The organism is Actinomadura parmotrematis (genome assembly GCF_019458805.1).
Lineage (GTDB): Bacteria > Actinomycetota > Actinomycetes > Streptosporangiales > Streptosporangiaceae > Spirillospora > Spirillospora parmotrematis.
This window is the reverse complement of the sequence record NZ_JAIBOA010000029.1, coordinates 41841-63687: the sequence shown is the minus strand read 5'-3', so window position 1 is coordinate 63687 and position 21847 is coordinate 41841. Positions and strand designations below refer to the sequence as shown.

Genomic DNA, 21847 nt, shown 5'->3' with positions numbered 1-21847 from the left:
CTTTCCGGCGGCTACCGGTCTGCCGCGACGGGTTCCGGCGCGCGCGCGGCGGCGGCCCGGTAGGCGGCGGCGCCCAGCAGGTAGGCCGCGATGACGGCGGCGAGCGTGGCGTAGGAACGGCCGTCGGCGGGCAGCCACGTCGCCGCCGCCGCGGCGGCCGCCGCGAACGCGGCGTTGAAGAGCATGTCGTAGACGGCGAAGACGCGGCCCCGGTAGGCGTCGTCGATCGACTCCTGGAGGATGGTGTCGACGCAGAGCTTCACGCCCTGCGACACGACGCCGAGCGCGAACGCCCCCGCCGCCCACGGGCCTTCGGCGAACGGCAGCCCGAACAGCGCGAGCGCGGCCGCCCCGGCCGCCAGCAGCAGCGCGATCCACGCCTGCTTGCTGATGCGGCGCACCACCGCCGGGGTCGCGAGCGCCGCCGCGAAGTAGCCCGCCCCCGACACCCCGAGCATCAGCCCGAACGCCGCCAGGCCGTCCTCGGCGTCGCCGCCGGTGAACAGGCCCCGGCAGAGCAGCAGCGTCATGATCAGCACGATGCCGTACAGGAACCGGTGGAAGGAGATCGCGGCGAGGGCGAGCAGCGCGGGCCGGCGGCGGCGGATGTAGCGGGCGCCGTCGGCGAGGCCGTGCAGCACCGTCCCGACGGCCCGCCGCGCCTCCGGCCGCTCGCGGTCCAAGTGCGGGCCGAGCAGCCCGGCCGGCAGGCGCGTCGCGGTGAGCCCGGCGGCCAGGAACAGCGCGGCGGCCGCCGCGAGGAGGACGGCGGTGCCGGCCGCGCCGCCGCCCGCCAGGCGCCGCAGCCCGTACCCGGCGCCCGCGCCGAGGAACGCCGCGACCGTCCCGGACGTCACGGTGAACGCGTTGGCGGTGACGAGGTCGGGGCGCGGCACGACGTGCGGCAGCGCCGCCGACAGCGCCGACAGGAAGAACCGGTTGACGCCGAGGACGAGCAGCACGCCGAGGAAGAACAGGGCGCCGTCGTGCCCGGCGGCGACGAGCCCGGCGACCGCGAGGACGAGCAGGGCGCGCAGCGCGGGCGTCCACACGAGGATCCGGCGGCGCGGCCAGCGGTCGATGAACACCCCGGCGAACGGGCCGAGCGCCGAGTAGGGCAGCAGGGTGACGGCGAACGCGGCGGCGGCGCGGCCCGCCGACGGCTCCTTCTCGGGGGAGAAGAACACGTAGCCGGCGAGCGCGACCTGGAACAGCCCGTCGGTGAACTGGGAGGTCAGGCGGGTCGCGTAGAGCCGCCGGAAGTCCCGGCCGCGCACGATCCCCCGCAGGTCACCCGCCTTCACGCGATCACCCTACGCGCCCCCGGCGACCGGCCCCGCCGCCGGACGGCGCGGCTCATCGGGCGGCGCGGGTCATCGGGCGAGCCAGATCCGCGTGTAGTCGTAGCCGTTCGCGGTGGGCAGGAACCGGGCGCCGCGCACCCGGGCCGAGGTGCAGAGCGGCACGGCGCGGTCCAGCAGCGGGACGATCGCGGCGTCCCGCATGATCTGCCGGTCGGCCTGCTGCCAGTACCAGGCGGCGCGGCCGGCGTCGGGCGCGGTGAGGGCGGCGTCGATGAGCGCGTCCACCTGCGGCGAGGAGTAGCCGCCGTAGTTGGTGCCGCCCCGGCCGATCGCCCGCGACCCGAACAGCGGCTGGATGATCGACCGGCCGTTGCCGCCGTACCAGTCGGGCGTCCAGCCGGGCGCCGCGATGTCCCAGCGGCCCGCCGCGGCCTGCTCGGGGTCGCCGAGGGTGCGGCCGTAGAAGTCGCCGCCGGTGTCGGCGGTGAGCTCGGCCGTCACCCCGCAGTTCTTCAGGTCCGCCGCGATCGACTGCGCGAACAGCCGGTGCAGGCCGTTGGTGCGGTAGGGGAAGCGCAGCGTCAGGGACCGGTATCCGGCCTTGGCGAGCCGCGCCCGGCAGGTCGCCGGGTCGGCGCCCTCGCCGGGCACCGGGTAGGGGTTCGCGGGGGCGTACCCGGCGTTGCCCGGCGGGATCACGGTGTGCAGCGGCGCCGCCACGTCCGGACCGCCCGCGATCTTCACGAGCGCGGACCGGTCCACCGCGTACTCCAGCGCCCGCCGCACCTCGGGCTTGCCGAGCGCGCCGCCGTTCGACGGGCTGCGCGTGTTGAACACCAGGTAGGGGTTCGCGCTCGGCAGGTCCCGCACCGCGAACCGGGCGTCGCCGCGCAGCCGCGGCAGCGCGGACGTCGGCACCGGCTGGTCCCAGGCGAGGTCGGCGGAGCCGCCCTCCAGCATCCGCTGCACGCTCTCCGCCGAGTCCTGGCCGAGGGTGATCTCGATGCGGTCGGCGTGCCGGCCGCGCAGCGGGTCGTCGGCCGCGCGCCACACCGGGTTGCGGCCGAGCGTGTAGGAGCGGCCGGGCCGGTAGTCGGTGATCTGGTACGGGCCGTCGGAGACGGTGTGCCGCCGGAACTCCGCGCTGTCGGGCACGTAGGCGTCGTACTCGCGGGGCGCGGCGGCGGCGTACTGGAGCGCGAGCAGGTTCGGGAAGTCGGCGGCGGGCTCCCGCAGCTCGAACACGATCTTGCCGTCGCCGTCGGCGCGCACGCCCTCGATGGAGTGGTCCCGCTGGTAGCGGGCGATGGCCGCGGCGCTGCGCGGGTCCACGCCGGCGAACCCCTTGCAGTAGGCGTCCATGCCCTTCAGCGTCGAGCGGAAGTAGCCCTGGCCCGGCGACGGGGACGCGGGGTTGCAGAGGCGCTCGAAGCCGCGGACGAAGTCCTGCGCGACGACCGGCCGCGGCGGCGCCGTGTTCCACCGCACGCCCGGGCGCAGCCGCACGGTGTAGGTGCGGCCGTCCTTGGAGACGTCGCCGTTCTCGCGGGTGGGGACGCGCGCGGCCATGTCGGCCTGCACCGGGACCGTCTCGTCGAAGGAGTTCGACGCCTGGTAGCCGAGCAGCGTCCGCGCGAACGTCCGGGTCAGGCCGTACGCGACGGTGCTGCCGGCGCTCGCGGTGTCGAGGTGGTCGACGTCGGAGGACCCGGCGATCCGCAGCGTCCCGCCGTCGCGGACCGGCCCCGTCCGCGAGCCCTCGCCGCCCGGCCCGGCGCACCCCGCGAGGGCGGCGGCGCCCGCCACGGCCATCCCCACCGTCCCGGCCGTCACCCTGAACGCGATCGACGCCATTGCCCGTCCTCCCCAGCGGCCCGCCCGTCACGGGAAGTGCCACAGTAGGGCCAGAGCGTGACAACGGCCCTCAGATCACGACTTTCCTTGGAGAAAGTAAGGAGGCCCTGACAGTGGTGTCCACTGCCAGGGCCCTCTCACCGGCCGGTGTGATCAGCCTCTCGGTCGCGCGGGGCGGTCGCTCAGCGCTCGACCTCGCCCTTGATGAACGCCTCGACGGCCTGGCGGGCCTGGTCGTCGTTGTACTGCTCGGGCGGGGACTTCATGAAGTAGGAGCTGGCCGACAGGATCGGGCCGCCGATGCCGCGGTCCTTGGCGATCTTGGCGGCGCGCACCGCGTCGATGATGACGCCGGCGGAGTTCGGAGAGTCCCAGACCTCCAGCTTGTACTCCAGGTTCAGCGGGGTGTCGCCGAAGGACTTGCCCTCCAGGCGGACGTAGGCCCACTTGCGGTCGTCCAGCCACGGCACGTGGTCCGACGGGCCGATGTGCACGTCGGCCTTCGCCATCTCGTGCGGGATCTGGGAGGTGACCGACTGCGTCTTGGAGATCTTCTTGGACTGCAGGCGCTTGCGCTCCAGCATGTTCATGAAGTCCATGTTGCCGCCGAAGTTGAGCTGGTACGTGCGCAGCAGCTCGACGCCGCGGTCCTCGAACAGCTTGGCCATCACGCGGTGCGTGATGGTCGCGCCGACCTGCGACTTGATGTCGTCGCCGACGATCGGCACGCCGGCGTCGGTGAACTTGGCCGCCCACTCGGGGTCGGAGGCGATGAAGACCGGGAGGGCGTTGACGAAGGCGACCTTGGCGTCGATGGCGCACTGCGCGTAGAAGCGGTCCGCCTCCTCCGAGCCCACCGGCAGGTACGACACGAGGACGTCGACCTCGGCGTCCTTCAGGGCCTGCACGACGTCGACCGGCTGCGCCGACGACTCCTCGACCATGTCGCGGTAGTACTCGCCGAGGCCGTCGAAGGTGTGGCCGCGCTGCACGGTCACGCCGCTCGGCGGGACGTCGGCGAACTTGATGGTGTTGTTCTCGCTGGCGTGGATGGCCTCGGACAGGTCCATCCCGACCTTCTTGGCGTCCACGTCGAACGCGGCCACGAACTCGACGTCGCCGACGTGGTAGTCGCCGAACTGGACGTGCATCAGGCCGGGCACTCGCGTCTCGGGGGCCGCGTCCTTGTAGAACTCGACGCCCTGGACGAGGGAAGAGGCGCAGTTGCCCACACCGACGATGGCTACGCGCACCGAACCCATCCGGTCGCTCCTTCTCTGTAACGGAACATGTGGTGAATGTGCACCGGCCCCCGAGGGGGGTGGGCCGCTCTCAGCGGCCCGTCTCCCGAGGCATGTCCTGATTCGTGTTCTTCGTGGCCTCGGCCCGCAGACCCTGCTCGGCGCTCTCCCGGCCGATGAGCTCGTTGAGCCACCGGACCTCGCGCTCGACGGACTCCAGTCCGTGGTTCTGCAGTTCGAGGGTGTAGCTGTCCACCCGCTCGCGGGTGCGCGCCAGCGCGGCGCGCATGCCGTCCAGCCGCTCCTCCAGCCGGCTGCGCCGGCCTTCCAGGATGCGCAGCCGCACGTCGGCGCGGGTGTGCGAGAAGAAGGCGAAGTGCACGCCGAACCCCTCGTCCTCCCACGCCGCCGGGCCGGCCTCGGTGAGGAGCTGCTGGAGCCGCTCCTTGCCGTCGGCGGTGAGCTTGTAGACGATCTTCGAGCGGCGGCTCTGCAGCGGCAGCGGCGGGACCGCCTCGTCCTCCGGCCGGTCCTCGACGATGAGCCCCTTGGCGAGGAGCAGCTTGAGGCACGGGTAGAGCGAGCCGTAGGAGAAGGCACGGAACATCCCGAGCAGGGTGTTCAGCCGCTTGCGCAGCTCGTACCCGTGCATGGGGGCCTCGTGGAGCAGCCCGAGCACGGCGAGCTCCAGCACGCCCGCGCCCTTCCTGGCCGCCATGTCCGTCTCCTCGTCTCGGTGCGGAGCCGATGTCTCCACTCGATGTATCGAGCGAATGTATCGCTTCGATACATCGCCAAGATACGTACGAACCCGCATCCTGGCAAGCGGCCCCCGATGTGACGGAGGCCGCACCCGGCGGACGGGGCGTGTTCAGGGCGCGTTCGGGGGGCGTTCGCCGGGGGTTCGCGGGTGCGGACTGGCCGCGCTGGGCTGGGCTGGACTGGGAATATGCCGGTTTGAGCATCTTTGGGGCAGAAATGTGCCAGAGTGATGCGCGGAGACCGCCTGACGCCGTCCACGGCCCCGGCCACCGGGGACCTCGGAGCGGGTCGGCGAGATCGTCCCGGCGCGAGTGCGCCCCGCCTTCGGGCGCGCCGCCGGCCGGTGCGCCCGCCCCGCGCCGTCCACCCGCGCCCCTCCCGCCCGGTGGCCCGCCCAGTACCCTTCGGGGCTACGTAGGAGACGCCGCCCCCTGTCGAACGAGGTCCCGTGAGCAACCCGAGCCACCCTCGCCCGGAGCCCGAGCCGCTGGAGCCGGGCGGGCCGAGCTTCCCCGGCCCCGGCCGCCACCAGGCCCCGGGCGGCTCGGCCACGCCTTCCGGACCGCCCGGTCCCTCGGGGGCGCACGCCCTGCCGTCCGATCTCGGCGGTCCCGGACCGTCCGGACCCCCCTCGCCGTCCTCTTCTCCCTCGCCGTCCGGGTTCCCCGGCGTGCCGCGCTCGGCCGGCGAGCTCGTCGGCCCCTCGTTCTCCAGCCCCTCGTTCTCCGGCCCGCCCGCGCCCGGCCCCGGACCGTCCGGCGGACCGGGCAGGCCGGGCATGGCCGCCGGCCCCGCCGGCCCCGCCGGCCCCGCCGGTCCGGGCGGTCCCGGTGTCCCGAACGGGCCGGGTTTCCCCGGCGGTCCCCAAAGCCCCGGCATGCGCGGCCCGATGAACGGGCCTGGTGCTCCCGGCGCTCCCGGTGGTGCCGGGAAGACGGCCGTCTTCGGGGCTCCGGGCGGCCCCGGCAGACCCGGCGGGCCGGGCGGCCCCGGCGGACCGGGAGGGCCGGGTGGGCCGGGCGGCCCCGGCGGCCCCGGGCGGCGGGCGAAGCCCGGCCCGAAGCGCGGCCTCCTCGACCACCTGCGCTCGCGCCCGGCCGGCTGGCGGCGCTTCCTGCCGTCGTGGAAGCTCGTCACCGGCGTCGCCCTGCTCGGCTTCTTCGGCCTCGTCGCGATGGTCTGGGTCGCCTACGCCGAGACGCCGACCCCGGGCGAGCCCACCGTCAAGGGCGTCCAGGACCAGGCGTCGATCTTCTACTACCGCGACGGCAGGACCGAGATCGGCCGGATCGGCAAGCGCCGCGAGAGCGTCGAGCTGAAGGACGTCGTCGACATCGCCGAGTGGTCCACGATCGCGGCGGAGAACCGCAGCTTCTACGAGGACAACGGCTACTCGATCAAGGGCACCACGCGCGCCGTCTGGGTGAACCTGACGGGCGGCTCGGGCGGCGGCTCGACGATCACCCAGCAGCTCGCCAAGAACTACTACTCCGACCCGAACAACCGGACCTACGGCCGGAAGTTCAAGGAGCTCTTCATCTCCATCAAGCTCGACGACAAGATGGACAAGAAGGAGATCCTCAAGCTCTACCTGAACACCATCTACTGGGGCCGCGACACCTACGGCATCCAGGCGGCGTCGCAGGAGTACTTCCACAAGGACGCCAAGGCCCTCAGGCCCGACGAGGCGGCGCTGCTCGGCGGCATCATCCAGAACCCCAACCGCGACCCGTCGGACAAGGCGAACGCGGCCTGGGTGATGATGCGCTACCAGTACACCCTGAAGGGCCTCGTCGGCATGGGGAAGCTGCCGCAGGCCGAGGCCGACAAGTACATGAACAAGCTCCCGAAGATCTACGACGCGGGGGCGGACGGCCAGCTCTACGGCGGCCAGCGCGGCTACATGCTGATGCGCGCGAAGAAGGAGCTGGAGCGCCAGCACATCACCTCGGACATGCTCACCACGCAGGGCATGCGCATCGTCACCACCTTCGACCAGAAGAAGATGGCGGCGGCGACGCGCGCGGCGGAGCGGTCCATCCCGCAGGTACACCCGAAGTCGCTCGCGAAGAAGAAGATCCGGGTCGGCCTCGTGTCGGTGGACGCGCGGAACGGCGAGGTGCTCGCCTTCTACGGCGGGCCCGGCTACCTGAACCAAGCGTTCGACAACGTGTGGTCGGGCAGCGCGCAGGCCGGGTCGGCGATGAAGCCCTACGTGCTCGCGACCGCGCTGAAACAGGGGTACAGCCTGAAGACCATGGTCGAGGGCCGGTCGATGATCCCGCTCGACGGCCACGGCAACGTCGTCCCGAGGGGGACGCCGGGCGCCTACGAGGTCCCGAACGGCCACAAGGTGCCCGACGCCATCGACCTCGTCGAGGCGACCAAGCTGTCGATCAACACCGCGTTCGTGCAGCTCGCCGGCAAGGTCGGCCGCGACAAGGTGATCCAGACGGCGGTGGCCGCCGGCGTCTCGCCCGACCTGCTGAAGGGCGAGGAGGAGAACCTCTCCATGCCGCTCGGCGTGAACAACATCCGGCCGATCGAGCAGGCCGCCGGGTACGCCGTCTTCGCCAACGGCGGCAAGTACCACCAGCCGCACGTCATCAGGTCGGTGAAGACCAACGGCGGCCAGCGCAAGGCCCTGAACTGGGACGACCACCAGGTGTTCAGCGCCGACGTCGCGGCCGACGCGACGGTGGCGCTCCGCGCGGTCGTCACCGGCGGCACCGGCACCGCGGCGGCGCTGCCCGACCGGCCCGTCGCCGGCAAGACCGGCACCACCGACCGCAACGTGGCGACCTGGTTCGTCGGCTACATCCCGCAGGTGTCGACCGCGGTGACGCTCTACAACGACGCGATCGACCCCGCGACCAAGAAGAAGAAGTCGCTGGTGCTGCCCGGCATCGGCGTCGTCGAGGGCGGGTCGATCCCGGCGCGCATCTGGCACGAGTACATGGCCGACGCGACCCGCGGCCTGCCGGTCGAGCAGTTCCCGCCGGCGCCGATGAACGGCATCACCCAGCAGTGGGCCAAGCTGCCGAAGAAGAAGGAGAAGAAGCCCGACGAGGGCAAGCCGCCGTGGTGCAACACCCCGATCGGCAAGTACGACCAGCGCTGCAAGGACGACGGCGGCGACGGGGGCGGGAACCAGGACAAGCCCGCCTGCACGACGCCCGTCACCACCGCCGACTGCGACCCGAGCAAGCCGCCGGCCAACCCGCCGCCGGGGTGGTGGTGCGCCATGCACCGCGACAGCCAGCTCTGCCGCCGGCAGCGCGGCAACAACCTGCCGGAGCTGCCGTTCCTGGCGCGGACCGAGGCGATCCCGCTCGGCCGCGACGACCGGGACGGGTAGCGGAAATTCTCATGGACCGCCTTCTTCGCGCCGCGAAGGGGGCGGTCCGTGCTCCGTGCGCCGGGCGTCCGGTCTCCGTTCCGGCGGCCCGCGCGGGCCGCGCCGAGCGGTCCGGCGGAACGGGCGGGACCCGGCGCCGATTGCCGGGCATCGGGCTGCATGAGGCATATTTACCGTCAAGAAAAAACCAAAGCCGGGATCCGGGCTGCGGCGGTCCGGATGCTGGCGGGTCGTGTCCGGCGGCCCCGCTCGGGACGAGATCGGGGCAGTACTCTCGGACGACGCACCACCGCACCCCACTTGATGAGGACGCGTGAGTTACCCAAGCCAATACGGACCGGACCGCGGAGAGGGACGGCGCGGTCAGAGCTCGTACGGTCCCGGCGGCCAGGGCGGTCCCGGCGGTCCCGCGCCGCAGGGACGGCCCGGCATGCCGGGCGGGCCGGGTGCGCCCGGCGGCCGGGGCGGTCCCGGCGGCCCCGGCGTGCCGCAGGGGCGGCCCCCCGTCCCCGGCATGCCCGGCGGGCAGCCGCCGGCGCCCGGCCGCGGCGCCCCGCAGGGCAGGCCCCCGCGTCCGGGCGGTCGCATGGCCTCGCGCAACGCCGCGCCCCCCGCTGGCGGGCGCCGCCGCGCCGGCGCGCCGCAGCGCCGTCCCGGCGGTCCGGGCGGACCCGCCGGCCCCGGCGGCCCGGGTGGTCCCGGTGGTCCCGGTGGTCCCGGAGGACCGGGCGGCCCCGGGGGACCGGGCGGGCCGGGCGGTCCCGGCGACGGTTTCTGGGGCGAGGAGAGCACCCGCCGCAGCGGGCGCGCGCCGCGACCGGGCAAGGAGGGCTGGCGCCAGTACGTGCCCTCCTGGAAGCTGACGACGGCGCTCGCCGGGGTGTTCGTCCTCGCCGCCGCGCTGTTCGTGTTCGTGGTCTACCAGAGCACCCCGATCCCGAAGACGGCGCAGGCGAGCGCGACCGCCGAGGAATCGGTGATCAAGTACCGGGACGGCAAGACGGCGATCGCCCGCGTCGGCATGCGGCGCGAGATCGTCGACCTGGACGACATCCCGAAGATGGTGCGGAACGCGGTGCTCGCCGCCGAGGACCGCAACTTCGAGACCGAGCCCGGCGTCTCCCCGAAGGGCGTGACGCGCGCGCTGTTCAAGACCGCCACCGGCGGCGACGTGCAGGGCGGCTCGACCATCACCCAGCAGCTCGCCCGCAACTACTACGCGGGCCTCAGCCAGGAGCGCAGCCTCAGCCGCAAGTTCAAGGAGATCTTCATCTCCATGCGGATGGGCAAGGAGATGGAGAAGAACACGATCCTCGGGCTGTACCTGAACACGGTCTACTTCGGCCGCCAGTCGTACGGCATCCAGGCCGCCGCGCGCGCCTACTTCCGCACCGACGTCAAGCACCTCACCCCCGCGCAGGCGGCGATGCTGGCGGCGATGATCCAGCGCCCGAACTACTTCGCGACCACCGCCAAGGACAGCGACCCGCGCAAGAAGGCCCTCGTCGCCCGCTGGAACTACGTGCTGGACGGCATGGTCACCAAGCAGTGGCTGACGGCGTCCGACCGCGCGAAGCAGAAGTTCCCGAAGACCGAGCGCCAGTGGAGCGACGTCACCGAGAAGGGCCAGGCCGGCTACCTCAAGCAGCGGGTGCTGTCGGAGCTGGAGTCGCGCTACGACATCAACGAGCAGCAGCTCGACCAGGGCGGCTACACGATCACCACGACGTTCGACGCCGACCTCACCAAGGCCGCCGGGGACGTCGTCGCCTCCTACAAGAAGGCGCACAACCTCAACGCCCAGATCCGCTTCGGGCTCGCCGCGGTCACCCCCGACGGCGAGGTCCGCGCCGCCTACGGCGGCCCCGACTACATCAAGCAGCCCTACGACAACTCCTTCAACGGCGCGGTGGCGCCCGGCTCGTCGTTCAAGCCGATCGTGCTGGCGACCGCCCTCAGCAAGGGCTACAGCCTGGAGACCTCGCTCGACGGCAGCTACAAGCGGACCATCAACCAGGCGACGTTCACCAACGACTCCCGGTCGGAGAACGGCGTCTACAACCTGGTCACGATGACCCAGCACTCCATCAACACCGCCTACGTGGACCTCGGCCAGCGGGTCGGCCTCGACAACGTCGTCGACATGGCCGAGAAGATGGGCTTCCCGCCGAGCACCAAGGGCCTGAACGCCACCGTGACGAGCCTCCCGCTCGGCCCGATCGACGTGAGCTCGGTCAACATGGCGTCGGTGTACTCGACGTTCGCGGCCGAGGGCGAGCACACGCCGGTGCACGTCATCGCCAAGGTCGTCGACCGTTCCGGCAAGGAGATCAAGCGGCCGCTGAAGACGACGCGGGTGTTCAGCGCCGACGTCTCGGCCAACGCGACGAAGGCCATGCGCGCCGTCGTCACGGGCGGCACCGGCACCGCCGCCGCGCTGCCCGACCGGCCGGTCGCCGGCAAGACCGGCACCACCGACGAGAACAAGTCGGCCTGGTTCGTCGGGTTCACGCCGAAGCAGCTCGCCACGTCGGTGTCGATGTGGTCGGAGGACAAGAAGGGCAACCGGCAGTCGCTGAAGGGCGGCCTCGCCGGCTACAGCCAGATCTACGGTGGCACCGTCCCCGCCGAGATCTTCAAGCTGTTCATGATGAAGGCGCTGGCGGGCAAGGCGGTCCAGCCGCTGCCGGTGGCGCCCGGCGGCGGCACCATCCCGGACTGGTCGGCGAAGCAGCCGACCCCGACGCCCACGCCGACGCCGACCAGGACGCCGTCCTGCGCGCCGGGCCAGCAGAGCACGCCGGACGAGCCCTGCGAGGCGGACACCAGCACGCCGACGGTGACGCCGTCCATGCCGACGTCGTCGCCGACGTCGTCGCCGACGACCAGCCCGCCGACGGTCCCGTGCACCTTCCCCGGCCAGCAGAACTGCACGCCGACCAACACGGCGCGGCCCGGCAGGGGCAACGACAACGCCGACAGCAGCGGCCAGTAGGACGGACCGCACGACGGGGGGCGCCCCGGGCCACTCCAGGCCCGGGGCGCCCCCGTCTCCGGGGCGGGCATGGTGGATCGGCGGCGGGCGGGGCCAATAGTCTGCTGGGATGTCGTCGCCCTCGTCTGATCCGTCCGCCGGAGCGCCCCCGCCCGGCCGGGCGGCCGCGGCCGCGCCCGTCCTCGCCGGCGTGACCGCCCTCACTTGCCTGCTCGGCTGGCTCCAGAAGCGCCCCTGCGCGACGGCCGGGTTCGACTTCGTCAAGACGACGACGCACGGCTGCTACACCGACATCTACCCGCTGTACTACGCGCGCGGCCTGGACAAGGGCAAGGTCCCCTACTTCGACGCGATCGACGGCGGCGACATCCACCACGTCGAGTACCCGGTGCTGAGCGGCTACCTCATGCAGCTCGTCACCTGGCTGGCGCACCCGTTCGACCCTGCGACCCGCGGCATGGCGTTCTACCACCTGACGGTCGTGCTGCTCGCGCTGCTGGCGATCACGACGGTCCTCGCGACGGCCTACGCCGCCGGGCGCCGGTCGCTGCGCACCGGCCTGATGATCGCGCTGTCGCCGTCGCTGCTCCTCACCGCCTACATCAACTGGGACCTGCTCGCCGTCGGGCTGTCCGCGCTCGCGCTGGCGGCGTGGTCGCGGCGGCGGCCCGCCCTCGCGGGCGTCCTGCTCGGCCTCGCCATCGCCGCGAAGTTCTACCCGCTGCTGTTCCTCGGGCCGCTGTTCCTGCTCTGCGCGCGCGCCGGGCAGTGGCGGGCGTTCGGGCGGCTCCTGGCGGGGACGGCCGGCGCGTGGCTGGCCGTGAACGTGCCCGTCATGGTGTTCGCCTGGGACGGCTGGCTGGAGTTCTACACCTTCAGCCAGAAGCGCGGCGTCGACTGGGGCTCGATCTTCTTCGTGCTGCAGGACCACGGCGTCACCGCGACGAGCGACGTGTCCCGCCTCAACCTGTACGGGACCGGGACGTTCGTGCTGCTCGCCGCCAGCATCGCGGTGCTCGCCTGGACGGCGCCGCGCCGCCCCCGCCTGCCGCAGCTCATGTTCCTCGTGCTGGTGGCGTTCATGCTGCCGAACAAGGTGTGGTCGCCGCAGTACGTGCTGTGGCTGCTGCCGCCGGCGGTGCTGGCCCGGCCGAAGCTGCCCGCGTTCCTGGTGTGGCAGGCGGGCGAGCTGCTCTACTTCTTCGGCATCTGGTGGTACCTGCTGTCGGTCACCGAGCAGGCCGAAGGCGCCGGCCTCGGCGCGACCGTCTCGGCCGTCCTCGGCCTGCACGCCCCCGAGCACGGCATCGACCACGACGTCTACTCGCTCGCGCTGCTCGCCCGCTTCGGCACGGTGCTGCTGCTCGCGCTGCTCGTCATCTGGGAGATCCTGCGGCCGTCCGCCGACGCGGTGCGCCGCGACCCCGGCGCGGACGACCCGGCGGGCGGCGTCCTCGACGGCGCGCCCGACCGGTTCGCGCTCCGGCGCGGCCCGCGCGCCGAGGCGGCCGTACCGGTCGCGGGCTGAATCCGGACGGGCCGGACAGTCCCGGCGGGCGCCGCGCCCGCCGGGTCAAGATCTGGACGGCGCGGGCATGGGCGCGCCGGTCACCGGGGTAGTTCCCGGACCATGCGGATCTTGCTCGGCGCGGCCGTCGCGCTCCTGCTGCCCCTGTCCCTCGCCGTCCCCGCGCGGGCCGCGCCCGGCACCGCCGCCGCGCGGCCCGCCGCCCGCCCCGCGGCCCGCGGACCGGCCGGGGTGCGCGCCCTGTCGGCGTACCTGGTGGACGACGGCACCGGCCGCGCCCTCTGGTCGCGGCAGGCGGCGGCCCGGCGCCCGATCGGCAGCATCACCAAGGTCATGACGGCCGTCGTGGTGCTGCGCGCCGGCGGCCTCGACCGGCGGATCCGCGTCGCGCCGTCCGACGCCGCCTACGCCGCCGCCCGGCACGGCTCGACGGCCCGCCTGCGCGCCGGCGACCGCGTCCCGGCCCGCGAGCTGCTCGCCGCGCTGCTGCTCCCGTCCGGCTGCGACGCCGCCGCGGCCCTCGCCCGGCGCTACGGCCCCGGCCCGCGCAGGTTCGTCGCCAAGATGAACCGGATGGCCGCCCGCCTCGGCATGCGCCGCACCCGCTACGGCGACGTCGCCGGGCTGCCGCCCGCCCCCGGCGCCTCGACCGCCCGCGACCAGGTGGTGCTCGGCCGGTACGCGATGCGCTTCCCGGAGTTCCGCGCGCTCGTGAAGCAGCGGCGCCACGTCCTCCCGGCGGGCCACGGGCACGGCCGGTACGTGTGGCGCAGCACCGACGAGCTGCTCGGCGACTACCCCGGCATGCTCGGCATCAAGAGCGGCCATACCGGCGCCGCCGGCTACAGCTTCCTGTTCGCCGCCCGCCGCTCCGGGCGCACCCTGGTCGGCGCCGTCCTCAACAGCTCGACGACCCGCCGCTACGCCCGCTTCCGCGACGCCGCCCGCCTCCTGGACTGGGGCTTCCACCACTGAGGCCGCCCCTCGTCGCATACTCCCGCCTTTACCGGCAACGATCCCGCCAGGCCGCGCGTCAGCGGGGCGTCCGGCGGACCCGTTGTGCGAGCATCACGGGCGGTGAAGGGGGAGCGCGATGAGGATCGGCACCGGGGCGGCGCGGCTGCTGCTGGCCTGCACGCTCGTCCTCGGCACGGCCGCCTGCCAGGACGGCGGCGGCGACGGCGCGGCGCCGGCGACGACGTCCGGCACGGCGACCGCGTCCGGCACGCGGACGGGCGCGGCGTCCGCCCGCCCGACCGCCTCCGACGGCCTGCCCGAGGTGCGGGCGGCGAGCCTGCCCGCCGAGGCGCGGACGACGCTGCGCCTCATCAGCGCCGGCGGGCCCTTCCCCTACCGGCAGGACGGCACCGTCTTCGGCAACCGCGAGGGACTTCTACCGCGCGAGCGGAGCGGCTACTACCACGAGTACACGGTGCCGACCCCCGGATCGCGCGACCGCGGCGCCCGGCGCATCATCGCGGGCGGGGCCGGGGAACGCTACTACACCGCCGACCACTACCGGAGCTTCGCCCGGGTGGCCGGCTGACGGGGGACGACGTGGACACCGACCGAGCCGTGACCGAGCTCCTCGCCGGGCGGCGCCCGCCCGGCCTCTACCGCTGGCCCGTGGCGGGTACCGCGGACACGACCGCCGCTCTGAGCCGCGCCGCCGGCGAGGGCGTGCGCGCCTTCCACCTGGACGGCGCCCGCATCGCCGGCAAGGACGGGCTGCTGCGCGCCTGCGCGGACGCCTTCGACCTCCCCGAATGGTTCGGGGCCAACTGGGACGCCCTGGAGGACAGCCTCACCGACCTGTCCTGGGCGCCGTCGCGCCGCGGCTACCTCGTCGTCTACGACGGGTGGGAGCGGCTGGCGGACGCCGACGAGGGCTCGTTCCGCACCGTCCTCGACGTGTTCGCCGAGGCCGTCGCGTCGTGGCGGGACACCGCGACGCCGATGAGCGTGCTGCTGCCCGCGGAGTTGGACGGCACGCCCGTGCCGGCCGGCCTGCCCGTGCTGGAGTGAGGGCTAGTAGTCGGAGGTGCTGTGGTCGAGCGACCAGAACGCCCAGCCGTAGATGCCGAAGACGAAGATCCAGGCGATGAGGACGATCGCGGAGGTGAGGTAGCCGAGCACCAGGCCCGCGACGGCCTGCCCGGAGCCGGCCTCGCCGGTCCGCTTGATCTGGCCCTGCGCCAGGTGCCCGAAGATGACCGCCAGCGGGCCGGTGACGCCGAAGAACCCGCAGCTGATCAGCGTCAGCACGGCGCTGATGATGCCGACGACCATGGCGGCCGTCGCCATCCCGTTGGTGCGCGCCACGACCGGCGGGCCCACCGGGTAGGCGACCGGGGCGGGCTGCTGGTAGCCGGCCTGCTGGTAGCCCGCCTGCTGGTAGGGGTCGGGGGAGCCGTAGCCGTAGGGGTCGGGTGACCCATAGGGGGGATAGGACATGGAGTTCCCGATCGGGTCGCGCGCCCGCCGGCGGGGATAGGGGTCCGCGTGCGCTGGGTGGGGCTCTCAGGTGCTTTCAGGGGGATTGTGCCAGGAGCGGGGGTGCCGCTCCAGCGATGATCCCTTCCGCCCCCTTGGATGCCCGGCCGCCCCGATCGGTTCCCGCGCCCGCTCCCCGCTCGCCCCGCGTCCCGGTCAGCCGAGCTTGTCGCGCAGCCAGGCGATGTCGTCCGCCTGGCCCGCGCCCGGCGTCTCCACGACGACCGGGGCGCCCGCGGCGCGCACCACCGTCAGGATCAGCTCGGGGTCGATCTCGCCGGCGCCGAGGTTGGCGTGCCGGTCGGCGCCCGACCCGAACGCGTCCCGGCTGTCGTTGCAGTGCACCAGGTCGATCCGCCCGGTGATCGCCTTGATGCGGTCCACCGCGTCCACCAGCTCCTCGCCGGCGGCGTGCGCGTGGCAGGTGTCCAGGCAGAACCCGACCTTGGCGTCGAGGTCGGTCACCTCGCCCATGACCTCCCACAGCCGGGCGATCCGCTCGAACTTGCGAGCCATCGCGTTGCCGCCGCCCGCGGTGTTCTCGATGTAGACGGGGATCGGCGTCTCCAGGCGCTCGAACACCTTGCGCCAGTTCTCGAAGCCGGTCTCGGGGTCGTCGTCCTTCAGCACGTGGCCGCCGTGCACGATCAGCGCCTTCGCGCCGATGCCGGCGGCGGCGTCGAGCTGCTGCTGGAGCAGCTTGCGGCTCGGGATGCGGATGCGGTTGTTGGACGTCGCCACGTTGATCACGTAGGGGGCGTGCACGTACACGTCCACGCCCGACCCGGCGAGCGCGTCCAGGCCGTCCGGCAGCACGGGCTTCTTCCAGCCCTGCGGGTCGCCGAGGAAGAACTGCACCACCTCGGCGTCCTTCTCGCGGGCGCTGCCGAGGGGGTCGTGCTGGTCGACGTGGGCTCCGATGCGCATGCCGCCGAGCCTAGCCGCCCGCGCCCCGGACCCGGCGGGATCGGCGCGGGATCAGAGCGTGAAGCCGCCGTGGCTGACGGCGAAGGCGAGGCCGACGAACGACCCGACCATGCCGACGACGTTCAGCCACCGCTCGTTGGTCGACGTCGACACGAGCTGGGAGTAGAGCGACAGCGGCAGGCCGACGACGCCCGCGATCGCGCCGAGCAGGTGGGTGGGCGGGATGAACCCGAGCACCAGCGCGGCGAGTCCGAGCACGATCGCGGCCGGCGCGAGCGTGCGGAGGAGCGGCCGCCGCTCCGCCCGGACGCCGGCGGCGGTGCCGCCGCCGGTGCTGCTGCGGGCACCGGTGATCCGGCGCTCGTCCCCCGTCGCCTCCTGCGGCATCGGGTCCACCCCCTCCGTTGCGGGTCCCGCTGCGGGTCGCCGCGGGCCTGTCCCCGCGCCTGTCCCCGCGCCTGGAGGATTCCCGGAACCCGGGGCGGCCAACCCGGGCGGACGGCCGCGAAAATGTCGGCCCCGGGGGATAGTGTCGAACATGGATTCGAGGACTTCGGGTTCAGGACGGCCGGTCCCGCGGCGGGAAGGAGTGGTATCCGGTGCGAGAGAGCGAACTGGCGGTCTTCGGCGACGCCGAGCTCGTCGAGGAACTGTCGATGCTGACCACGCAGGCGGCCAGGATGCGGGCCAGGATGGCCGACATCATGGCCGAGCTCGAACGCCGCCGCTGCGCGGCCCGGTCCCATCCGGGCACCGTCCGCCGCTAGGGCGGTCCCGGGCCCCGCCGTCGCGGCAGGGGCCGGGGCCGGTGGCAGGGGCCGCCGCAGGGGAGGGCGCCGCGAACCGGCGCTTACGCTGCCGACTCTTGGTAACCTGTACCGGTCTCGCGGCCGGTGCCCCCAATCAGAGGGCCGGCGCCGCCGCCGCGACGGACGCAAGAGCCCTCCTGTCACGGAGAGACCGTGACCGCCTGAGTCCAGAGGAGGTAGGGACACCATGCGTCGTTACGAGCTCATGGCCATCCTCGACCCCGCCATCGACGAGCGCACCGCCGGTGCCGCTCTCGACCCGTTCCTGAAGGTCGTCACCGGTGGCGGCGGGACGGTGGAGAAGGTCGACGTCTGGGGCCGGCGCCGCCTGTCCTATGACATCCAGAAGAAGTCCGAAGGCATCTACGCGGTGGTCGACCTGTCGGCTGAGCCTGCCACGGTCAAGGAGCTCGACCGTCAGCTCAACCTGAGCGAGTCGATCCTCCGCACCAAGGTCATCCGCCCCGAGGTCCACTGAGCCGGGGCCACGGCCCAGGCCCAGCCCTCTCAGCAGCCGGAGTGAGCCCATGGCAGGCGACACCGTCATCACGATCGTCGGGAACCTCGTCGAGGACCCGAATCTGCGCTTCACCTCCAGCGGCCAGGCGGTCGCGTCCTTCCGCATCGCCTCGACCCCGCGGTTCTTCGACCGCCAGTCGAACGACTGGAAGGACGGGGAGGCCCTGTTCCTGACCTGCAACGTGTGGCGGCAGGCGGCGGAGAACTGCGCCGAGTCCCTCACGCGCGGCATGCGGGTCATCGTCCAGGGGCGCCTGAAGCAGCGGTCCTACGAGACCAAGGAAGGCGAGAAGCGCACCGTCTTCGAGATCGAGGTCGACGAGGTCGGCCCGTCCCTGCGCAACGCCACCGCCAAGGTCAACAAGACCCAGCGGCAGGGCGGTGGCGGCGGCTTCGGCGGCGGCCAGGGCGGCGGCGGTGACTTCGGCGGCGGTGGCGGCGGCGGCTTCGGCGGCGGCGGCAACTCCGGCGGCGGCGGCTTCGGCGGCGGCGGCCAGGGCGGCGGCGGCAACCGGGGCGGCGGCGCCCCCGCGAACGACCCGTGGGCCACCGGCGGCGGTGGCGGCGGCGGGTTCTCCGACGACCCGCCCTTCTAGACCAGCACCATCCAGACCAGTTCACGTCCATTCCCGCGAGAGCGGGGCTCTCACTAAGGAGCACCACGATGGCGAAGCCACCTCCCCGCAAGCCGAAGAAGAAGGTTTGCGTGTTCTGCCAGGAGAAGATCTCCTACGTCGACTACAAGGACACCGGCCTGCTGCGGAAGTTCATCTCCGACCGCGGCAAGATCCGGGCCCGTCGGGTGACCGGCAACTGCACCCAGCACCAGCGCGACGTCGCCACGGCGATCAAGAACGCTCGTGAGATGGCGCTGCTGCCCTACACCAGCACCGCGCGCTGAGGCAGGGGGTAACGACATGAAGCTCATCCTGACCCAGCAGGTCTCCGGTCTCGGCGAGCCCGGCGACGTCATCGAGGTGAAGGACGGCTACGGCCGCAACTACCTCGTGCCGCGCGGGTTCGCGATCAAGTGGACCCGGGGCGCCGAGAAGGAGATCGACTCGATCAAGAAGGCGCGCTCCGCCCGCGAGATCGCCACGGTCGAGCACGCCAAGGAGGTCGCCGGCCGGCTGAAGTCGATCAAGGTGACGCTGCGCACCCGCACGGGCGCCAACGGCCGCCTGTTCGGCGCGGTGACCGCCGCCGACATCGCCGACGCGGTCAAGGCCGCCGACGGTCCCGACCTGGACAAGCGCCGGATCGAGATCGGCAACCCGATCAAGACCGTGGGCACACACCGGGTCAGCGTCCGGCTGCACTCCGACGTGAGCGCCACGATCGACGTCGACGTCGTCGCCGGCTGACCGTACCGCCGCGCACGGCCGCACGTCCGCAGGGCCGGAACCCCGTCCGGGGTTCCGGCCCTGCGCCGTGTCCGGGGGCGCCCCGGCGGGGGCGCCCCCGCGGGCGCGCATCCGGTTCGCCCCGAACCTCCCGTTCCTTGATCATCTCCAGTCTCCGTGACTACCGTCCGTAACAGGCGTACCAGGCGCAGCGTGACGGAAGGGGTGCGATGTTCGGGGAGTCGTCACTACGCGGAGGGGACGCGCCGACGCGCCGCGCCCTGCTGGCCGGCCTCGCGGGACTGCCCGCGGCGCTCGCCCTGGACGCCCTCGCCGAGGGCCTGCTGGACAATGAGGCGATGGCCGCCCCGCTGGACGCCGCCCTCCGCCTGCCCTTCGCCGGGCCGTCGGGCGCGCGCCCCCTCGTCCGCCCCCGCACCGCCTGGAAGGCGCGGCCGCCGCGGCACCGCGCCCGCGTCCTCGACCGGGCACCCGACCACATCGTCGTGCACCACACCGCCTCGGCCAACAGCACCGACTACTCGCTGGAGCACGCCTACGCGCTGTCGCGGTCGATCCAGCGGTTCCACATGGGCCCCCGCGGCTGGGACGACACCGGGCAGCAGCTCACCATCAGCCGCGGCGGCCACGTCATGGAGGGCCGCAACGGCAGCCTCGCGTCGATCATGGCGCGCCGGCACACCGTCGGCGCGCAGGCGCTGCACCACAACGAGCACACCATCGGCATCGAGAACGAGGGCACCTACATGACCCGGCGGCCGCCGGGCGCCCAGTGGGACTCCCTGATCGGGGTGTGCGCGTGGCTGTGCGACCAGTACCGCCTCGACCCCTACAAGGCGATCGTCGGGCACCGCGACTACTGCGCGACCGACTGCCCCGGCGACGCCCTGTACGCGCGGCTGCCCGCCCTCCGCGACGGCGTCGCCGCCCGGCTCGGCTACCCCGAGAAGGCGCCCGCGCCCGTCCACGTGCCGCGGCCGCCGATCTCCAAGGCCGACGACGACCGCGAGCGCATCACCGTGCGGCCCGACCGCTGATCCTCATCCGTCGGTGCCGGTGCCCGTCTCCGTACCGGTGTAGCCGGTGCGGCGGCGGGCGATCTCGGGATCGATGGCCTCCACCAGGGACCAGAGGCCGGCGACGCGCTCCAGCAGGATCTCGGGCGGCAGGTCCGCGAGGCCCTCGCCGGCCAGCGCGTCGATCGCCTCGGCCAGCCGGTCCACCGGCTCCCCCTCGCTGGAACGCATGTTCGAATCGTAGTGGGAGGGGCGCCGGTTCCGGGTGGGATCGGCGGGTTCCGATCACCGTGTCGCGGCGGCTACCGCACCGCGCCCGTCACCAGCCACGCGTCGCCGCGCGCCCGCAGCGCGAGCGTCGCCATCCGCACCAGCATCCACAGCCCGATCGCCAGCCACAGCGCCACGAGGCCCCCGCCGGCCGCGTGCACCCCCAGCGCCACCGGCACGAACACCGCCGTCGCCGCCAGCGTCGTCACCGCCAGGTACGCGCCGTCGCCCGCGCCGATCAGGATGCCGTCCAGCACGAACACCACCCCCGCCACCGGCTGCAGCACCGCCACCACCAGCAGCGACGCCAGCAGCAGAGCGCGCACCCGCGGGTCCCCGGTGAACAGGTCCGGCAGCCACGACCGCACCGCGAGGATCCCGCCGGCGAACACCACCCCGCACGCCGCGCCCCACCCGACCATCCGCCGGGTCACCGCCCGCACCTCCGCCGCGTCCGCCGCCCCCAGGTGGCGGCCCGTCAGCGCCTGCCCCGCGATCGCGATCGCGTCCAGCGCGAACGCCGCCAGCGTCCACACCTGGAACCCCACCTGGTACGCGGCGATCTCGGCGTCCCCCATCCGCGCCGCCACCGCCGTCCCCACGATCAGCACGACCCGCAGCGCCGCCGTCCGCACCAGCAGCGCGACCCCCGCCGACGCCGCCGCCCGCACCCCCGCCACGTCCGGCCGCACCGGCGCCCCGTACCGGCGGGCCGCCCGCAGCACCACCACCACGTACACCGCCGCGCCGCCCGTCTGCGCGATCACCGTCCCGGCCGCCGAACCGCCGATGCCCCACCCGAAGCCGAGCACGAACAGCACGTTCAGCGCCAGGTTGGCGGAGAAACCGCCGACCGACACCACCAGCGGCGTCCGGGTGTCCTGCAACCCCCGCAGCACGCCCGTCCCGGCCAGCATCAGCAGCATCCCCGGGATCCCGAACAGGCTGACCCGAAGGTAGGTCTCCGCGTACGGCGCCACCTCCGCCGACGCCCCGAACAGCCCCACCAGCCACGGCACGAGCGGCCGGCCCGCCGCGACCAGCACCGCGCCGATCAGCAGCGCCAGCCACATCCCGTCCACGCCCTGCCGCACCGCCGCCCGCAGGTCCCCCGCGCCGACCCGCCGCGCCACCCCCGCCGTCGTCCCGTACGCCAGGAACACGCAGAGGTACACGAGCGTCGCCAGCGCCTGCCCGGCGACGCCGAGACCGCCGAGCGGCGCCGTCCCGAGCCGCCCCACGATCGCCGAGTCCGACAGCAGGAACAGCGGCTCGGCGACCAGCGCGCCGAACGCCGGCAGCGCCAGCCGCAGGATCTCCCGGTCGCGCGGTGCAGGGCGAAGCATCGCCGCCACGCTACCGGTAAGCGTCAAGTGTGAATATCCCCTTACTTCCCCCGCCCGGCCG

At 73.5% G+C, this 21847-nt stretch carries 21 protein-coding genes; 12 read left to right on the top strand and 9 right to left on the bottom strand.

The window, feature by feature from the left end:
• Nucleotides 1-11 precede the first annotated feature (11 nt).
• From K1Y72_RS32110 to K1Y72_RS32095, 4 genes are all read right to left on the bottom strand, one after another.
• Nucleotides 12-1304 carry an MFS transporter gene (locus K1Y72_RS32110; protein ID WP_220170282.1) on the bottom strand — a complete coding sequence of 431 codons (1293 nt, stop codon included), beginning with the start codon at nucleotides 1302-1304 and terminating at the stop codon, nucleotides 12-14.
• Nucleotides 1305-1373: 69 nt separating this feature from the next.
• On the bottom strand, nucleotides 1374-3158 hold the full coding sequence (locus K1Y72_RS32105) for an ABC transporter substrate-binding protein (protein ID WP_258574299.1): 1785 nt from the start codon (nucleotides 3156-3158) through the stop codon (nucleotides 1374-1376).
• 182 nt (nucleotides 3159-3340) lie between these two features.
• Complete coding sequence (locus K1Y72_RS32100; protein ID WP_220170281.1) at nucleotides 3341-4420, bottom strand: inositol-3-phosphate synthase; 1080 nt, start codon at nucleotides 4418-4420, stop codon at nucleotides 3341-3343.
• 70 nt (nucleotides 4421-4490) lie between these two features.
• Nucleotides 4491-5117: a PadR family transcriptional regulator gene (locus K1Y72_RS32095; protein WP_220170280.1), complete on the bottom strand. Its 627-nt coding sequence runs from the start codon at nucleotides 5115-5117 to the stop codon at nucleotides 4491-4493.
• Nucleotides 5118-5609: 492 nt separating this feature from the next.
• Between K1Y72_RS32095 and K1Y72_RS32090 the strand changes: the two genes are divergently transcribed.
• The 6 genes from K1Y72_RS32090 to K1Y72_RS32065 all read left to right on the top strand — a co-directional run bounded on the left by K1Y72_RS32090 (nucleotide 5610) and on the right by K1Y72_RS32065 (nucleotide 15067).
• Nucleotides 5610-8519: a transglycosylase domain-containing protein gene (locus tag K1Y72_RS32090; RefSeq protein WP_220170279.1), complete on the top strand. Its 2910-nt coding sequence runs from the start codon at nucleotides 5610-5612 to the stop codon at nucleotides 8517-8519.
• Nucleotides 8520-9363: 844 nt separating this feature from the next.
• Complete coding sequence (locus K1Y72_RS32085; RefSeq protein WP_308287324.1) at nucleotides 9364-11514, top strand: transglycosylase domain-containing protein; 2151 nt, start codon at nucleotides 9364-9366, stop codon at nucleotides 11512-11514.
• A 109-nt stretch (nucleotides 11515-11623) separates the two neighbouring features.
• Nucleotides 11624-13042, top strand: coding sequence for a glycosyltransferase family 87 protein (locus K1Y72_RS32080; protein ID WP_220170278.1), 1419 nt, complete (start codon nucleotides 11624-11626; stop codon nucleotides 13040-13042).
• 102 nt (nucleotides 13043-13144) lie between these two features.
• Nucleotides 13145-14017: a D-alanyl-D-alanine carboxypeptidase family protein gene (locus tag K1Y72_RS32075; RefSeq protein WP_220170277.1), complete on the top strand. Its 873-nt coding sequence runs from the start codon at nucleotides 13145-13147 to the stop codon at nucleotides 14015-14017.
• Between the two features lie 118 nt (nucleotides 14018-14135).
• Nucleotides 14136-14588, top strand: coding sequence for a guanyl-specific ribonuclease (locus K1Y72_RS32070; RefSeq protein ID WP_220170276.1), 453 nt, complete (start codon nucleotides 14136-14138; stop codon nucleotides 14586-14588).
• 11 nt (nucleotides 14589-14599) lie between these two features.
• Nucleotides 14600-15067 carry a barstar family protein gene (locus K1Y72_RS32065; RefSeq protein ID WP_220170275.1) on the top strand — a complete coding sequence of 156 codons (468 nt, stop codon included), beginning with the start codon at nucleotides 14600-14602 and terminating at the stop codon, nucleotides 15065-15067.
• A 3-nt stretch (nucleotides 15068-15070) separates the two neighbouring features.
• On the opposite strand, the gene K1Y72_RS32060 is transcribed toward K1Y72_RS32065, so the two are convergent.
• The 3 genes from K1Y72_RS32060 to K1Y72_RS32050 all read right to left on the bottom strand — a co-directional run bounded on the left by K1Y72_RS32060 (nucleotide 15071) and on the right by K1Y72_RS32050 (nucleotide 16849).
• Nucleotides 15071-15496 carry a DUF4190 domain-containing protein gene (locus K1Y72_RS32060; RefSeq protein WP_220170274.1) on the bottom strand — a complete coding sequence of 142 codons (426 nt, stop codon included), beginning with the start codon at nucleotides 15494-15496 and terminating at the stop codon, nucleotides 15071-15073.
• Nucleotides 15497-15691: 195 nt separating this feature from the next.
• Nucleotides 15692-16462, bottom strand: coding sequence for a deoxyribonuclease IV (locus K1Y72_RS32055; RefSeq protein ID WP_220170273.1), 771 nt, complete (start codon nucleotides 16460-16462; stop codon nucleotides 15692-15694).
• Between the two features lie 51 nt (nucleotides 16463-16513).
• On the bottom strand, nucleotides 16514-16849 hold the full coding sequence (locus K1Y72_RS32050; protein ID WP_220170272.1) for a hypothetical protein: 336 nt from the start codon (nucleotides 16847-16849) through the stop codon (nucleotides 16514-16516).
• A gap of 212 nt (nucleotides 16850-17061) precedes the next feature.
• Here K1Y72_RS32050 and K1Y72_RS32045 point away from each other — a divergent pair, with 212 nt between their 5' ends.
• The 6 genes from K1Y72_RS32045 (at nucleotide 17062) to K1Y72_RS32020 (ending at nucleotide 20191) form a co-directional block, all read left to right on the top strand.
• A complete protein-coding gene (locus K1Y72_RS32045) occupies nucleotides 17062-17229 on the top strand; it encodes a hypothetical protein (RefSeq protein WP_220170271.1) in 168 nt (55 codons plus the stop codon).
• Nucleotides 17230-17458: 229 nt separating this feature from the next.
• On the top strand, nucleotides 17459-17749 hold the full coding sequence (gene rpsF, locus K1Y72_RS32040; RefSeq protein ID WP_220170270.1) for a 30S ribosomal protein S6: 291 nt from the start codon (nucleotides 17459-17461) through the stop codon (nucleotides 17747-17749).
• A 49-nt stretch (nucleotides 17750-17798) separates the two neighbouring features.
• Nucleotides 17799-18386 carry a single-stranded DNA-binding protein gene (locus tag K1Y72_RS32035; RefSeq protein ID WP_220170269.1) on the top strand — a complete coding sequence of 196 codons (588 nt, stop codon included), beginning with the start codon at nucleotides 17799-17801 and terminating at the stop codon, nucleotides 18384-18386.
• Nucleotides 18387-18454: 68 nt separating this feature from the next.
• Nucleotides 18455-18691 (top strand): 30S ribosomal protein S18, encoded by a 237-nt coding sequence (gene rpsR, locus K1Y72_RS32030; protein ID WP_019631633.1) that lies wholly within the window; start codon nucleotides 18455-18457, stop codon nucleotides 18689-18691.
• Nucleotides 18692-18707: 16 nt separating this feature from the next.
• On the top strand, nucleotides 18708-19154 hold the full coding sequence (gene rplI, locus K1Y72_RS32025) for a 50S ribosomal protein L9 (protein WP_220170268.1): 447 nt from the start codon (nucleotides 18708-18710) through the stop codon (nucleotides 19152-19154).
• A 209-nt stretch (nucleotides 19155-19363) separates the two neighbouring features.
• Complete coding sequence (locus K1Y72_RS32020; protein ID WP_220170267.1) at nucleotides 19364-20191, top strand: peptidoglycan recognition protein family protein; 828 nt, start codon at nucleotides 19364-19366, stop codon at nucleotides 20189-20191.
• A gap of 3 nt (nucleotides 20192-20194) precedes the next feature.
• On the opposite strand, the gene K1Y72_RS32015 is transcribed toward K1Y72_RS32020, so the two are convergent.
• Both K1Y72_RS32015 and K1Y72_RS32010 read right to left on the bottom strand, forming a co-directional pair.
• Nucleotides 20195-20401, bottom strand: a complete 207-nt coding sequence (locus tag K1Y72_RS32015) for a hypothetical protein (RefSeq protein ID WP_220170266.1) — start codon at nucleotides 20399-20401, stop codon at nucleotides 20195-20197.
• Nucleotides 20402-20472: 71 nt separating this feature from the next.
• Nucleotides 20473-21786 (bottom strand): MATE family efflux transporter, encoded by a 1314-nt coding sequence (locus K1Y72_RS32010; RefSeq protein WP_220170265.1) that lies wholly within the window; start codon nucleotides 21784-21786, stop codon nucleotides 20473-20475.
• Nucleotides 21787-21847: the final 61 nt, after the last annotated feature.

Coding starts and splice junctions, on each gene's coding strand:
- K1Y72_RS32105 (WP_258574299.1), bottom strand. CDS start 3,158: ATGGCGTCGATCGCGTTCAGGGTGACGGCCGGGACGGTGGGGATGGCC.
- K1Y72_RS32100 (WP_220170281.1), bottom strand. CDS start 4,420: ATGGGTTCGGTGCGCGTAGCCATCGTCGGTGTGGGCAACTGCGCCTCT.
- K1Y72_RS32095 (WP_220170280.1), bottom strand. CDS start 5,117: ATGGCGGCCAGGAAGGGCGCGGGCGTGCTGGAGCTCGCCGTGCTCGGG.
- K1Y72_RS32080 (WP_220170278.1), top strand. CDS start 11,624: ATGTCGTCGCCCTCGTCTGATCCGTCCGCCGGAGCGCCCCCGCCCGGC.
- K1Y72_RS32075 (WP_220170277.1), top strand. CDS start 13,145: ATGCGGATCTTGCTCGGCGCGGCCGTCGCGCTCCTGCTGCCCCTGTCC.
- K1Y72_RS32070 (WP_220170276.1), top strand. CDS start 14,136: ATGAGGATCGGCACCGGGGCGGCGCGGCTGCTGCTGGCCTGCACGCTC.
- K1Y72_RS32060 (WP_220170274.1), bottom strand. CDS start 15,496: ATGTCCTATCCCCCCTATGGGTCACCCGACCCCTACGGCTACGGCTCC.
- K1Y72_RS32055 (WP_220170273.1), bottom strand. CDS start 16,462: ATGCGCATCGGAGCCCACGTCGACCAGCACGACCCCCTCGGCAGCGCC.
- K1Y72_RS32050 (WP_220170272.1), bottom strand. CDS start 16,849: ATGCCGCAGGAGGCGACGGGGGACGAGCGCCGGATCACCGGTGCCCGC.
- rpsF (WP_220170270.1), top strand. CDS start 17,459: ATGCGTCGTTACGAGCTCATGGCCATCCTCGACCCCGCCATCGACGAG.
- K1Y72_RS32035 (WP_220170269.1), top strand. CDS start 17,799: ATGGCAGGCGACACCGTCATCACGATCGTCGGGAACCTCGTCGAGGAC.
- rpsR (WP_019631633.1), top strand. CDS start 18,455: ATGGCGAAGCCACCTCCCCGCAAGCCGAAGAAGAAGGTTTGCGTGTTC.
- rplI (WP_220170268.1), top strand. CDS start 18,708: ATGAAGCTCATCCTGACCCAGCAGGTCTCCGGTCTCGGCGAGCCCGGC.
- K1Y72_RS32020 (WP_220170267.1), top strand. CDS start 19,364: ATGTTCGGGGAGTCGTCACTACGCGGAGGGGACGCGCCGACGCGCCGC.
- K1Y72_RS32015 (WP_220170266.1), bottom strand. CDS start 20,401: ATGCGTTCCAGCGAGGGGGAGCCGGTGGACCGGCTGGCCGAGGCGATC.
- K1Y72_RS32010 (WP_220170265.1), bottom strand. CDS start 21,786: ATGCTTCGCCCTGCACCGCGCGACCGGGAGATCCTGCGGCTGGCGCTG.